Source organism: Arthrobacter sp. MYb227 (genome assembly GCF_002975435.1).
Lineage (GTDB): Bacteria > Actinomycetota > Actinomycetes > Actinomycetales > Micrococcaceae > Paeniglutamicibacter.
Genome location: NZ_PCPT01000002.1, coordinates 195,288 through 208,675, shown reverse-complemented (window position 1 = coordinate 208,675; position 13,388 = coordinate 195,288). Strand labels below are relative to the sequence as shown.

Here is a 13,388-nt window from a genome sequence, read left to right as displayed (position 1 = left end):
GACCTCCAGACCCCAGATAAGGACCCATCGTGACCAGCAAACTTTTTGACACGGTACTAGTGGCCAACCGCGGAGAAATTGCGGTGCGCGTGATCCGCAGCCTCAAGGCGCTAGGCATCCGCTCGGTAGCCGTCTACTCGGACGCGGACGCTGGCGCTCTGCACGTCGCACAGGCCGATCTGGCAATACGCATCGGCCCGGGTCCCGCCACCGAAAGCTACCTCAACACCGAAGCAATTCTCGAGGCCTGCCAACGATCCGGTGCCCAGGCGGTGCACCCGGGGTATGGTTTCCTCTCGGAAAATGTTGGCTTTGCAAGGGCCTGCCAGGACGCGGGAATCACGTTCATGGGGCCGGATGTTCATGCCCTACTGCTCATGGGAGATAAGATCCGCTCCAAGAATCACGTGGCGGCTCATGGTGTCCCAGTCACCCCCGGGATCTCCGAACCCGATCTGAGTGATGAGGAACTTAGTGATGCTGCGGTTGAGATTGGTTTCCCCGTGCTCATCAAGCCCTCGGCAGGCGGTGGCGGCAAGGGCATGGTTGCCGTGTATTCCGCGGCCGAGTTACCCGAAGCTCTGGCCAGCGCCAGGCGCACCGCGCTGAGCTCCTTTGGTGATGACACACTGTTTCTTGAACGACTGGTGAGCACACCGCGGCATATCGAGGTACAGATCCTCGCCGATACCCACGGAAATACCGTGTACTTGGGAGAACGTGAATGCTCACTGCAACGCAGACACCAAAAGGTCATCGAGGAATCCCCCTCGCCGCTGTTGGAACATCATTCCGACGGCGCGCGCATCCGCGCCGAACTCGGTGCCGCCGCGGTAGCCGCCGCACAATCGGTGAATTACGTAGGGGCAGGTACCGTCGAATTCCTTGTCTCCGATGAGGCTCCCGGCGAGTTCTTTTTTATGGAGATGAATACCCGGCTTCAGGTTGAGCACCCGGTCACCGAGGAAGTTGTACGCGTTGATGGCCAACGCCTTGATTTGGTTCAGTGGCAGGTGCGCATTGCCGCCGGCGAGGCATTAGATTTCACTCAGGATCACGTTCAGCTACACGGCCATGCCATCGAGGCCCGCGTCTATGCCGAGGATCCGGCTCACAATTTCATGCCTTCGACGGGAATAATTCTCGCGCTGACGGAAGCAACCGGTGAGCATATTCGAGTGGATTCCTCGTTGCACGTTGGTGTTGAGATTCCTTCGTTCTATGATCCAATGCTGTCCAAGGTCATTACTTGGGGAACCAACCGCGCCGAATCGTTGACTCGGCTTGATGCTGCGTTGGCTTCCACGGTGGTCTTGGGTGTGCTGACCAATGTTGAGTATCTGCGATTGCTCATTGCAGATACTGCGGTTGTTGCGGGAAACCTTGATACGGACCTGATAGCCCGCATCATGCCGGGAATGAAGTTCCGTGCACTCAGTGATGCCGAGTTGGCCCTTGCCGCTCACCTGTCCCGGACTGACACCGCAAGTACCCAGGGACCGTGGGCGCTCGGGGATGGTTGGCGTCTGGGCGCAAGCGTTGGCACAGAAATCGTCTTTGAAATGGATCTTGGAAGCAGGTCGGTAACCTTCCGCAAGACCGAGAACGGTTCGCTGAGCATTATCAACGGCACCAAGTTTGTGGTGGAGTCTACCGACTCTGGCAGCTACGCCGTCAACGGTGTCATTCACAAGGTTTCGCTAGCCACCAGCCCCGATGACATCGTATGGATGAGTCACAGCGGGTGGACTGCCGGAGTTCGTCCCGTGTTACGTGCCGAGTCGCTCGCCCGTGAGCTTGCAACATTGGATCAAGGTTCCGGGGCAAGCTCTCCGCTGGTCCGCTCCCCCATGCCCGGAACGGTCATTGCCGTACAGGTCAGCGACGGGGAATCAGTAGTTTTAGGGCAGGTACTAGCAACCGTTGAGGCAATGAAAATGGAACATCATTTGCTCTCTCCCAGTGATGGAGTGGTGCGCATGAACCATCTGAAGCCCGGCGATCTAGTCAAAGCCAGTCAAATTATTGCCACCGTTGAATCAGAAACCAAGGAGTAGCCATGAAATCTTTCACCATGGGTCCCGCCATCCTTTTCTGTCCCGCCGATCGGCCCGATCGATATACCAAGGCACTTGAGCGTGCAGATGCCGTGATCATTGATCTAGAAGATGCAGTGGCACCTCATGACAAGCCGGCTGCTCGCCGGGCATTGTTAGCTCATCGATTGGATCCGGTGCGCACCATCGTGCGGGTCAACCCGGTGGGCACCGAAGATTTCGTGGCCGACATGGCGGCGATCGAGCAGACCGCTTACCGAACCATCATGCTGGCCAAGACCGAAACCCTCGATGACCTGGCAGCCGTTGCCGACTACAACGTGGTGGCCCTGTGCGAAACCGCGCTGGGGATCCTCAACGCCGGCCAGATTGCCGCATCGGGCAATGTCGTGGCGTTAATGTGGGGAGCCGAGGATCTTGTCGCTTCATTGGGCGGGACATCCTCCCGGAGGGAATCTGGAACCTACCGTGAAGTCGCCCTGCAGGCCCGGTCCTACGTGTTGCTGGCGGCTGGCGCGTACCGCAAGGTTGCCATCGACTCTGTCTACATCGATATCCCCGACCATCCGGGGCTGCTGGGAGAGTCCGCTGATGCTGCTGCGTCTGGATTTGGGGCCAAAGCCTCGATCCACCCGGGGCAAATACCATTCATCCGACAGGCATTCTCACCTTCGGCAGAGCAGGTCGAACGGGCCACCCGCATTCTTGCCGCCGCCCAGAGCAATGCCGGTGTCTTTGCCTTTGAGGGCCAGATGGTTGATGAGCCGTTGTTGCGCCATGCACGATCGATACTTGCGCGTAGTACCAAGAGCGGTACCTAGCGCCCCCTCCGATTTCTGGTTTTCAATACTCTGCTCTGCCGACCAGTGAACTGCTAAGAATGATAGGACCAACTTCCATTCTTCGGTGCTCAGCAGCTCATCAGGCAGAGTATTTGCTGCGGCATCAATTCATCTCGTAAACCCGACTAGGCGTGATGGCGATTCCCTCATGTTGGTTTCCAAAAGGGCAAACAACGCTCCTCGAACGTGCCACCCCACCAATCGCCGTTCTCACCAACACCGCAGGAACTGCACAAATGAGATCCTGAATGCTGCGTGCGCTTCCTTTACCAGCAACCAACCGCACCTAGCAGTTACCGAGCTAAACGCTAGGTAAGAGACTGCCACTGCAATCACTGCGGGTCTGGGGAACAAGCCCGTTGAATGGCTGGACGAGACCAACTGCAGTAGGAACGTGTTTGCCAGCCGGCAAAGTTCGCCTGGAAGTTCAACCGCCCCGAACACCAGATAAGTACCAAAAAATTTCTCTTTACATGTTCTGTCCTGAGCCATAGGCTCGGCTCATGCCCGTGATGATGAGAACCATCCAAACAGCGCTTCCACCCACCATCCTCCATCAGGGCCCTGCCCGAGACGTCTTTGCCGCCCAACCCAATCTCACCAGACTGGGACAACGGCTCATCGCCACGTCTTTCAACTCGGCAGAAATTTCCACCCGACGCACCGCACTCTCCGAACTCACCCTCGATTCACGAGCCGAAGATCCGGTGTTCTTTGATTCGGCCACGGGCCTGCTCCTGAGCCCCAGCACCAAAGTCCGCAATGAGATTTTCGCGGCCGAGGCCAGCAAATTGTTCATTGAGTCCGCACGCAAGGCCCTCGAAGCCTGCCCCGATCTGGGCGCCGCGGATATCACCCATGTCATCACCGTTTCCTGTACCGGGTTCTACAATCCTGGTCCCGACTACCAACTGGTCAGGGCACTGGGGCTGCACCCTTCGACACAGCGCTACCACCTAGGATTCATGGGCTGCTATGCCGCCTTCCCGGGGCTTCGTGCTGCCAAGAGCTTTTGCGAGGCAGACCCTAATGCTGTGGTGTTAGTAGTCTGCGTTGAGTTGTGTTCCTTGCATGTGCGCAGTTCGAATAACCCCGATACCATCATGGGTTCGGCCATCTTCGCAGATGGCGGAGCCGCTGCAATTGTCACGGCCCGTCCCTACCAGGGTGCCGGTCTGCGGCTTGATCATTTTGAAACAGTCCTCACCCCGGTGGGCGAGGAATCCATGGCCTGGAACATTGGAGACGAGGGGTTCGAGATGGTGCTGGGCACCTACGTCCCACACATCATCGATGACCACATTATCGGTGCCCTCGAACCGCTCCTTGCGCATGATCCTTCACTGGCCGAGACGTATGCGGATATCCCGCATTGGGGAATTCATCCCGGGGGCCGAGCCATCCTGGACCGAGTCCAGAAGCGGCTGGAATTATCCGATGAACAACTGGTTCCGGCACGTCGGGTGTTGAACGAGTTTGGGAACATGTCCAGTGCCACCGTCATGTTTGTTCTCAAGGACATCATGGACAAGGCAGTTCCCGAAGCGGCCCCCGAAGGTGAGCGCGTATGTGCCATGGCCTTTGGTCCGGGGCTTACCGTGGAGACCTCGTTGATGACTGTGTTGCCCGAGCGTCCCAACTAGGCGCATCCATGGAACGAGCCGCCAACGCGCGTGAGGAAATGGATCGTACGGACTGCGACCCGCTGCTGCTGGAACGTACCTACAAACAATTCCCGTTGGTGAACTGGTTCGTCTCCGGGTGGCGTGGGATCTATAAAACACTGATTCGCCCTGCGCTCCCCCGCGACAGAAAAGCCACAATTTTGGATATTGGTTGCGGAGGCGGGGACATCACAATTAATTTGGCACGTTGGGCAACTAAGGATGGTTTTGATGTGCGGGTGCAGGGTATCGACCCCGATGCCCGGGCGCATGATTTTGCCGTGCGTGCCGCTGACGCTTCGGGGCTCGGGCGTTCCCGGGTGCTTTTTCGTCGCGCACTGAGCTCGGAGCTGGTTGCCGAGGGCCAAATGTTCGATGTTGTGGTTTCAAACCATCTGCTTCATCATCTTTCGCCCGCAGAACTGGCGGGGCTGCTTGCCGATTCCTCAAGGCTGAGTTCGTCCCTCTCCATCCACAACGATATTCGCCGCAGCCGTACCGCCCTTTTCCTTTTTGGTGCTGCCACGCTGCCGTTGGCCAGGACCTCGCTAACCCGCAGGGATGGGCTGACCTCCATCCGACGCAGCTACCTACCGGAGGAACTTGAGCAACTTCTTCCCCCTCGGTGGAAGGCCCAACCCGCAGGACTATTTAGGCTCCAAGCGCTTTATAGATCAGGGAACCAGCCCGGTGCTTGATGTTGTTATTGTCGGCGGCGGGCCTTCCGGGCTGACCCTAGCTATACTGCTGATCGAGTCGGGATTACGTGTCCGCGTCTTGGAAAAGCGGCACCATATTGGGGATCATTCCCGGGCCATTGGTATCCATCCACCGGCGTTGGAGGTTCTTGACCGAGCAGGAGTGGGAGCCAAGATCCTCGAGCGTGGCGTTCGCATCAGGGACGGGGTGGGGATATCGCGCGGAAAGTTGATTGCCTCGCTGGACTTTCGGGCACTACCTGGCCCACACCGCTACGTCTTGTCCCTGCCGCAAAGCGAAACCGTCGCCATTCTTCGCGCCCGTTTAGACCTGCTGGATCCGGAGGCCTTTATCGGTACCACCGAGTTCGCTGGCTTCACCCAGTTACCGGGAGACGCTGGGCTAAGTGTTCGAGCACATCACCATTCCAATGCTGCAACTACCTGTGAGTACGAACTAGCAACCCGCTATCTGGTGGGCGCTGATGGCACACAGTCCTCGGTACGCACCACGGCGGGCCGAAAGTTCACCGGTGAGCCCTACCCGGATCACTACGTCATGGGCGACTACCCGGACACCACAGAATTCGGTTCAACCGCCGCACTTTTTCTGCATCATCAAGGCATTATCGAATCCTTTCCCATGCCCGGGGGCCTGCGGCGTTGGGTGGCGTGGATATCTCCCACCGAAGACCGAGCACTTGGCGATTTGGTTTCTCTGCGCACCGGATACATCTTGGATGAAAGTACGCGCACCATGCTCAGCAGGTTCCGTGCTGCGCGGCACAGTGTCCCACAGCTGGCCATGGGCCGCGTCATTCTGATTGGAGATGCTGCCCATGAGGTCAGCCCCATCGGTGGTCAAGGGATGGCACTGGGATTGTTGGATGCCGCGGCTCTGGCACCGATCCTTGCCACAGGTGGGGACAACCGGGCCTTGCTCAAACAGTTCAGCAGGGAAAGACTCTCCGCGGTCAGGGTTGCCAGCCGTCAAGCGCACCTGAATATGGTTCTTGGTCGTCCCAGCCCAGAACGTCTCATCGATTTTCGGGATCGAGCTTTCGGTGCTCTCACGGCAATTCCCATGATAAGAACCGCGGTGGCCAAGAAGTTCACCATGGATTGGACTCGCGGGTAGATGTTCCCAGCTACTTCGGTCTCCTGCTCCGTTTCTGCTTCTTGAGGTAGTGAGTTCATTCTCAGAATCGGAGCCAGCACGCTCATTGCCTTGGCTTTAGCGGCCGCGTTATTTTTCCTCGCTAAAGACAGTTAGTGCCTCTCCACCTCATGAAACCGCTAGGCAAGTCGTGCCACCAATATCTAAACATTAATTTCTAGCGTATATCAGGTGAGATTCACACGCCGCAAACATTAATGTTTAATATTTGCGACTTTTTTGCGGGCAGTTGGTTCTGCCGCCCAACCATTTCACTACCATAGAGTGCGTTCTGACTAGGGAGTTTATGTGCGTAAAGTGCTCCACGTCTAACTATGAATAGCGTAACTTACATATTGGACATTTAGACATTACTGCCTAAGCTAAGGGAATGGCATGGACCCCCGAGCGCCTTCAGCTCCTTCTGACACAGCTTCGCTCAACCGCTGTTGACTTCACTCATCTCGAAGTCCGCGAAGCATCTAAAGGCTGTCCCGACCTCAAAGAAACATTGAGTGCTTTCGGCAACGCACCCGAGGGTGGAACCATCATCTTGGGCATTAACCACATCGATGGATTCCGCGTTACCGGCGTCGAAGACCCCGCTTCCCTAGAAGCTCTCGTGACGTCACAGGCTCGAACTTCTGTAACGCCCAAAGTTCAAGTGGCGTGCGAGCAGTTAAGTCTTGACGAAAAGGCAGTGCTCATCGTCAAGGTTGAGGGGCTAGCACCCACTGCTCGTCCCTGCCGAACGACCCAAGGGCAACTTGCCTACCTGCGACAAAGCGATGGTCAGTACCGAATCTCGGAACCTGAGACCCAGCAACTGGTGAATTCAGTTGACCGACCGCGGCAAGATACCCGTCCCGTTGATGAAACTTCAATCGCTGACTTGGACGCACAGCTAAGTGCTGCTTTCGTTGCTGCCGCACGTGCAACATCACGCCGCCTGAGCGAGGTCTCCGACGAGGAGGTGCTCCGCTTCAAGCGCGTTCTGGAACCACAGGGAGGCCGGTTAACGTTGGCCGGCCTCTACGCGCTGGGCCGGTATCCACAACAGTTCGAACCGCACCTGTCGATCACAGCTGTCCTAGAACCAGCAGGCAATGGTGTACCGGTTCGAGTCGAATTCGATGGCCCGCTGCCTGACCTGCTGGACAGCGCTCTTGAATGGATCCAGCACAACATCCGTGCCGGAATCCCCTCGGGATCTCCTGAACCATCCCCTCTTGAAACCGAAGCATCACAAACCGCGGTGCGGGAACTCATCACTAACGCGTTAGTCCATCGTGATCTTAGCCCGCATACCAACGGCAAAAACGTCGAAATGCGCTTGGCAGCGGGCCGACTCACAGTTTCAAGTCCCGGCGGTATCTGGGGACTGAGCAAAGACCAGCTTGGCTGGCCTGGTGCTAAAGCTTCGGTCAATGAGTTCCTCTATGAAATCTGTAAGTTCACCGGGGCGGAGTCGGCGGAACGGGTCGTCGATGGCGAAAGCTGCGGGCTGTGTGAAGTCAGGCGTGTACTCGACAATGCAGGGCTTCGCCGCCCGGAGTTTACTGACAATGGAGTCCGGTTCACCGCCTCGATTCCGCTTGGCAGCTCACTCACCGCTGAGGATCGCCAATGGCTCGGTGGGTTGCGTGTCGGGGCACAACTTTCAGAAATTCAGAAACAACTCTTAGTCTCAATGCGCCAAGGCCAAGCCTGGACTGCCACACTAGCCCAGAGCGAATTCGGCCTCTTCGATTCCGCAGAGGCACAAGAGGTTTTGCAGGGTTTGGTAACTGCCGGCTTGGCTCATGCTCCTGGCAAGGGAAACACCTATGTCATTACTGCTCTGTCGAGCGCAGCTTCTCCAGCGATTGGGCCAGTTCCAGCGGGGAACTCCCCCGCTCTTGTTGGCTCGGCACCAGATACTGGCTCAACACGATTGCTCACTGCTACCCCAATTCGTATTCCCGAACCTATAAAGACCTCAAAGAACGCCGCTGCCATCTTGCGTGAGTTGGGTTCAGAGCCCTTGGAAGTTACTGATATCTCCGAAAAGACTGGTTTGACCGCAAACCAGATTCGCTACGCGCTATCCCCGTTGCTGACTTCGGGAGTCGTCGTTCGTGAAGGAGGCCAAGGGCACAAGATTACAACGTACAGCCGTGCGGACTTCTAAACTTCATTTGCGTTCTAAAAAACTGCTTGGACCTGCCGCACATGGGTTATGTCGGTGGGGGCACTGCCAGAATTCATGATTTCGCACGTCCAAAAACTACATCTCGTTGCGTCGAGGGTAGCGCTAACTTGCCCGAAATCTAAAGCATTTTTCTTCAACTCGTTGAAACGCTGAACCCAAGTCGTTGAAACGCTTCTGCCTTTTGATGCAGAAAGTCACCAGCTATGGATCAACAGCGGGGGTCCCGAAGGCCTAGGCGCAAGGTTCCAGGCTAAGAATCATGGCGCGTGAAGAAACCGCACTTCGAATAGTTCTGAGCAAAGCCACAAATAGCCAGCCAAAGTGTATAGGGGCCCAACTCGCCGGTAATCATTAGGTGCCCTACATTAGTTACAGAAACACTCATCAATTTTGAAAAGAGTAGCAGCGATGACCCAGCTTCCCGACCTCGAGCAACTGCTCGGTGACCCCGTAGTTGCGGCCCTTGCCCGTGCCGAGGAAAACGCATGGTTCGCTGCATCCCCCACCGAAGCAACTGCGGGAATTAAGGATTCTGGTATCGATCCTGCCATCGTTGCCGATGCCCAGGCACGCTTCCGTCGCTTTGCTCCGTGGTTTGCCGAACGTTTCGGAGATACCCGCGCTACTCACGGCATCCTCGAATCCCCGTTGGTTGGGATCCCGGATATGCAGGCGGAGCTCTCGGCACGCTTCGGTACCGAACTACCTGGCAAGCTCTGGCTTAAGCGCGATGATTCACTGCCGGTCAGCGGATCGATCAAGGCACGTGGCGGCATCCACGAAGTCCTGCAGGTTGCCGAACGCATCGCCACGGACGCCGGGTTGATGAAGCCCGAAGACGATGCTCGCGTACTAATGACTCCAGAGGTACAAGCCGTGCTGACCCAACACGGTATCGCCGTGGGTTCCACCGGCAACCTCGGTCTGTCCATCGGTATTGTCGCCTCCGAGCTTGGCTTCAAAACAACAGTTCATATGTCAATGGACGCCCGCGCCTGGAAAAAGGATCTGCTCCGTTCCCGCGGCGTTGAAGTTGTAGAACACGCGGGGAACTTCTCCGACGCTGTTGAAGCGGGACGCAAGACCGCCGAAGAAGATCCAAGTGTATGGTTCGTTGATGATGAGGCATCGTTGATGCTCTTTGCTGGTTACTCCGCTGCGGCTTCCCGCTTGGCCGGACAGCTCAAGGCCATGGAAATCACCGTCGATGAACAGCACCCATTGATCGTGTACTTGCCCTGTGGCGTGGGTGGCGGTCCGGGTGGCGTGACGTTCGGGCTCAAGCTGGAGTTTGGCGATGCCGTGCACTGCGTCTTCGCAGAACCAACCCACTCCCCGTGCATGTCCCTCGGGGTGCGCACCGGCCTGCATGATGCAATCAGCGTGCAGGACATTGGCCTCGACGGCAAAACGGCAGCCGACGGCCTTGCCGTTGGACGTCCCTCACGCCTAGTGGGTGAACATCTACAGCAGATGATCGATGGATTTATCACCATCACCGATGAACGAATGAAGGCCTTCCAAGGCCTACTGCATGACACCGAAGGCATCGATATTGAGCCGTCCGCGGCTGCCGGATTCGCCGGACCGTGGCGAATTCTGGAAAACCATGACTACCTCAACGCATTTGGCCTTACCCCGCAGGTGTTGGCCAACGCTACCCATATCGTCTGGGCTACAGGCGGTTCTATGGTTCCAGCCGCAGAAATGGCCGGCTATGTAGCCGAGGGCCAGGCGCTGGTCGACAACGTTATCTGGGGCTAAACAGCACGAAAAATACACGGCCATGGTGATGCGCCTACTTCAGGCGCCACCATGGCCGTGGCAGCTTAATTCTTGAGTGCGCGACTCTTAGTGCTTTATGTCAAGGCCAGCCAGGAATTACGGCATTGGAGACGTTTGCGATTCAAGTAAACGTGAGGCTTCAGCGGCCACGCCGGTTAATGCGTTGGCAAGTTCTTTTTCACTCATATCGTTGTAATGAGCGCCGGGAATTGCGAGCGTGATTCCACCGAGTGGGAACCCATCTGGGCCAGTGATAGCTGCCCCAAGACCCATAATATTGCCTTCGGTTTCACCAATAGACCGAGCGTAACCACGGTTTCGGACCTCTTCAAGCTCTGCTTCAAGCTGAGCTAAGGTCTCTATTTTCGAAAACGGCCACGGCGGCACCCCATGTGCGTAGATGCCTCGAACCACCGGGGGCGGCAATATGGCAAGTTGCGCCTTACCCCCCGAAGAACAATGAGACGGCATGCTGCTGCCAGTTAATGAATGAGCCCGGAACGGAAGCGGCGATTCACAGCTATCAACATAACGTACCTGAGTGTTTTCTAGGACGACTAAGTGCGTGGTTTCCCCGGTTACCCGGGTGAGTTCGATGAGCAATGGTGCAAAGATAATTGCCGATTCCGGGCCAAGGCCTACTCCACCGGCCAGTCCTAGGATGGTGACAATCACCATTCCAGGAACCACGGAAGTCTTCATGGGAGGTGCAACTAATTCAACGGTTGCCGAGTCTCATCCGCCATGCCCGGAAACAAAGGTGACGATCAGGCCAATGGCGATACCGATAAGGCTCAAAACCCCGAAGATCCACCACCGCGAATCCTCGGGAACGTTCAATGCTTATGGCAGGTAAACCCATAAGAATTCTTGAACATAGTGGGCAGCTTTATCCACTAGGAACAAGCCGATCGCACAGACTACGCCAATAGTGATTGCCGGTACTGATAGCTGCAACAGTAACCGCACGGAGGGAGGATCTTTTTCGAGCATGGTGTCAATCGTCCACATGCCACCGGAGGGAACCTCAGCATTTCTTCTAGTCATTGCAGGTTAGAGAGACATCTTTTCTGCATTCACAACCAAAAATATTTAGAAGTTACCCAATCCCTTGCCCAGTAGTTGGGCGCTTAGTACCAGCAAGACAACCATCATGAAGGTCGCATTAATTCGGAGCCGGTCTAATGGCGATAGTGATCGCAAATGGAAACGTTTCACCTAGCACCGGTTTGCCAAGCACAACGGTACGTTCAGTGCTCTGTTCCTGGGCCTTGTCGGATTCAGGCAAATCCAAAAGTCGGAAGGAAATAATCGTGGATACTCTTGGAAACGATTCAGCCTAGAAGCTGTCGATTCCCTGTCCAATAATCTGGGTACCAAGTACCGTGAGCACAACCATCACAATGGTATTGCTGTTGCTCATGAGCCATTCCATGATGCTCTCCAGCACTCCGAGAATTTTCACCGGTGCTAATAAATACAGCACTACCGGCACCAAAACGCTGAGCCCGGCAAGAACCGTAAACGTTGTCACGGCACCAACTACCGTACCGATTCCAGCATGAGCGCCTCCGAAAACCACACCTGCGGCCATGGCCATCATCAAATTTTTAGGGTTCAGGGCGGCAAGCAGGAAACCAAACCCCGGAGCAGCATTCGGGCCCATCGTATTGATTCTGTTTAGCCATTCAGGGAGTTCTTGCACTTCCCCACGCTTAGGCCGGGAACGGAACTTCTTCACGGCCAAAAATAGTAGCGCGATCCCGAGCACCAGCCGGGCAATGCCAGCAACAGGTTGGGACCCATCACCCGAGTCAGCTGAGTCGGGAATCACCGAGGCTACCGCCGTCATGACTGTTGCCGCCACCGCGATCCCAGCGATCCAACCCGCCAGAAAGCCAAGGCCCATCATCTTGGGGCGCGAGGATCTGAGCATGAGGATCACCGCGATGACCGGTACCGGGCTAATTGAGATGGTCGCGGCGTAAATCAGCGTCTCGCCCAGTAAATGGTTCATGCGTCCTCTGCTGCTCGTTCCTGGGTGAATACTCGTACACCACAAGTTACTCTCCGGCGAGCGTAACAGCTGAGGCGCTCCCCTGTGCTAAGAACCGCTTGCGCTTCCCATTTCTTTTCGCATTGGCGCTAATTTTTGCACAAGGGCCGATCGAAGCCCGACGACCCGTTACACCTTGTAGTGCCGGAGCAGAATTGGCCTACCGGTCCTTGCGCTGGAACCTGCCGAAGGCTTCCTGGGCTTCAGCACTTGCCAGACGTTCGGAAAACACCTCGTATTCAACGCGCAAGGCCTCGCGTACCTCTGCGCCACGGTGTTGGCGCAGCAACGACTTGGTTGCTTCGATCGAAGCGGCCGGAAGCATCGCAAGAGCGGAGGCACGCTCGAGGGTCTGCGTCAAGGCGGTTCCGTGGTCGACGACCCGGTTGATGATCCCCGCATCCGCGGCCTCAGCTGCGTCAAACCACTCCCCGAGCATCAGCAATTCCGCAGCTCGTTTATCCCCTGCAAGACGCGGTAACAGGTAGGAGGAGGCGCCCTCGGGGCTCAACCCTAGGGCGATGAATGGCATCCTGAAGCGCGTACCGGCACCGGCATAGGCCATATCGCAGTGCAGCAGCATGGTCACCCCAATCCCCACGGCATAACCTTCTATGGCCGCGAGTACCGGTTTACGGGCAGCGAGCAAGGCGTCAAAGAGCAACACTCCGCCGCGTGTTTCGGGTTGCGGTCCCTTTTGGAAGTCTTCTATGTCGTTTCCGCTGGTGAAGGTGCCGCCGGCGCCGGTGATAACAATAACCCGAATATTCGGCGCAGCATCGGCCTCCTGGAGCGCCGCTGCCAGCGCCACATAGGTGGCATGGTCCAGGGCGTTGCGCTGCGCGGGCCGGTCAATGATCAGGACCCGCACGCCTTCACGATCGTCCTGGATGCGAACCGTTTCCGGCGTGGAGGTGGAAGTTGTGTCCATCGCTTGCC

Annotated in this window: 10 protein-coding genes; 7 read left to right on the top strand and 3 right to left on the bottom strand. The window is 56.7% G+C overall.

All coding sequences use genetic code 11. The features are described from left to right. The first annotated feature begins 29 nt into the window (after positions 1 to 29). The 7 genes from CQ018_RS04995 (at position 30) to CQ018_RS04960 (ending at position 10,372) form a co-directional block, all read left to right on the top strand. Positions 30 to 2,057: a biotin carboxylase N-terminal domain-containing protein gene (locus CQ018_RS04995; RefSeq protein WP_105548887.1), complete on the top strand. Its 2,028-nt coding sequence runs from the start codon at positions 30 to 32 to the stop codon at positions 2,055 to 2,057. Positions 2,058 to 2,059: 2 nt separating this feature from the next. Then, entirely contained in the window at positions 2,060 to 2,878 is an 819-nt protein-coding gene (locus CQ018_RS04990) for a CoA ester lyase (protein WP_105548886.1), read from the top strand. Positions 2,879 to 3,402: 524 nt separating this feature from the next. Continuing rightward, complete coding sequence (locus tag CQ018_RS04980) at positions 3,403 to 4,542, top strand: type III polyketide synthase (protein ID WP_105548885.1); 1,140 nt, start codon at positions 3,403 to 3,405, stop codon at positions 4,540 to 4,542. An 8-nt stretch (positions 4,543 to 4,550) separates the two neighbouring features. Then, on the top strand, positions 4,551 to 5,261 hold the full coding sequence (locus tag CQ018_RS04975; RefSeq protein ID WP_105548884.1) for a methyltransferase domain-containing protein: 711 nt from the start codon (positions 4,551 to 4,553) through the stop codon (positions 5,259 to 5,261). Continuing rightward, positions 5,167 to 6,399, top strand: a complete 1,233-nt coding sequence (locus CQ018_RS04970; RefSeq protein ID WP_105548883.1) for an NAD(P)/FAD-dependent oxidoreductase — start codon at positions 5,167 to 5,169, stop codon at positions 6,397 to 6,399. Before CQ018_RS04975 ends, CQ018_RS04970 begins: the two co-directional genes overlap by 95 nt. Before the next feature lie 409 nt (positions 6,400 to 6,808). Continuing rightward, positions 6,809 to 8,587: an RNA-binding domain-containing protein gene (locus CQ018_RS04965; protein ID WP_105548882.1), complete on the top strand. Its 1,779-nt coding sequence runs from the start codon at positions 6,809 to 6,811 to the stop codon at positions 8,585 to 8,587. A 429-nt stretch (positions 8,588 to 9,016) separates the two neighbouring features. After that, the gene (locus CQ018_RS04960) at positions 9,017 to 10,372 is read left to right on the top strand and encodes a D-serine ammonia-lyase (protein WP_105548881.1); all 1,356 of its coding nucleotides are present in this window, start codon (positions 9,017 to 9,019) and stop codon (positions 10,370 to 10,372) included. A gap of 117 nt (positions 10,373 to 10,489) precedes the next feature. Here CQ018_RS04960 and CQ018_RS04955 read toward each other — a convergent pair whose 3' ends face one another. From CQ018_RS04955 to CQ018_RS04945, 3 genes are all read right to left on the bottom strand, one after another. Further along, positions 10,490 to 11,095, bottom strand: a complete 606-nt coding sequence (locus CQ018_RS04955) for an IclR family transcriptional regulator (RefSeq protein WP_105548880.1) — start codon at positions 11,093 to 11,095, stop codon at positions 10,490 to 10,492. Between the two features lie 637 nt (positions 11,096 to 11,732). Then, positions 11,733 to 12,410 carry a GAP family protein gene (locus CQ018_RS04950; protein WP_105548879.1) on the bottom strand — a complete coding sequence of 226 codons (678 nt, stop codon included), beginning with the start codon at positions 12,408 to 12,410 and terminating at the stop codon, positions 11,733 to 11,735. A gap of 199 nt (positions 12,411 to 12,609) precedes the next feature. Continuing rightward, positions 12,610 to 13,380, bottom strand: a complete 771-nt coding sequence (locus CQ018_RS04945) for an enoyl-CoA hydratase/isomerase family protein (RefSeq protein ID WP_105549325.1) — start codon at positions 13,378 to 13,380, stop codon at positions 12,610 to 12,612. Positions 13,381 to 13,388 lie beyond the last annotated feature (8 nt).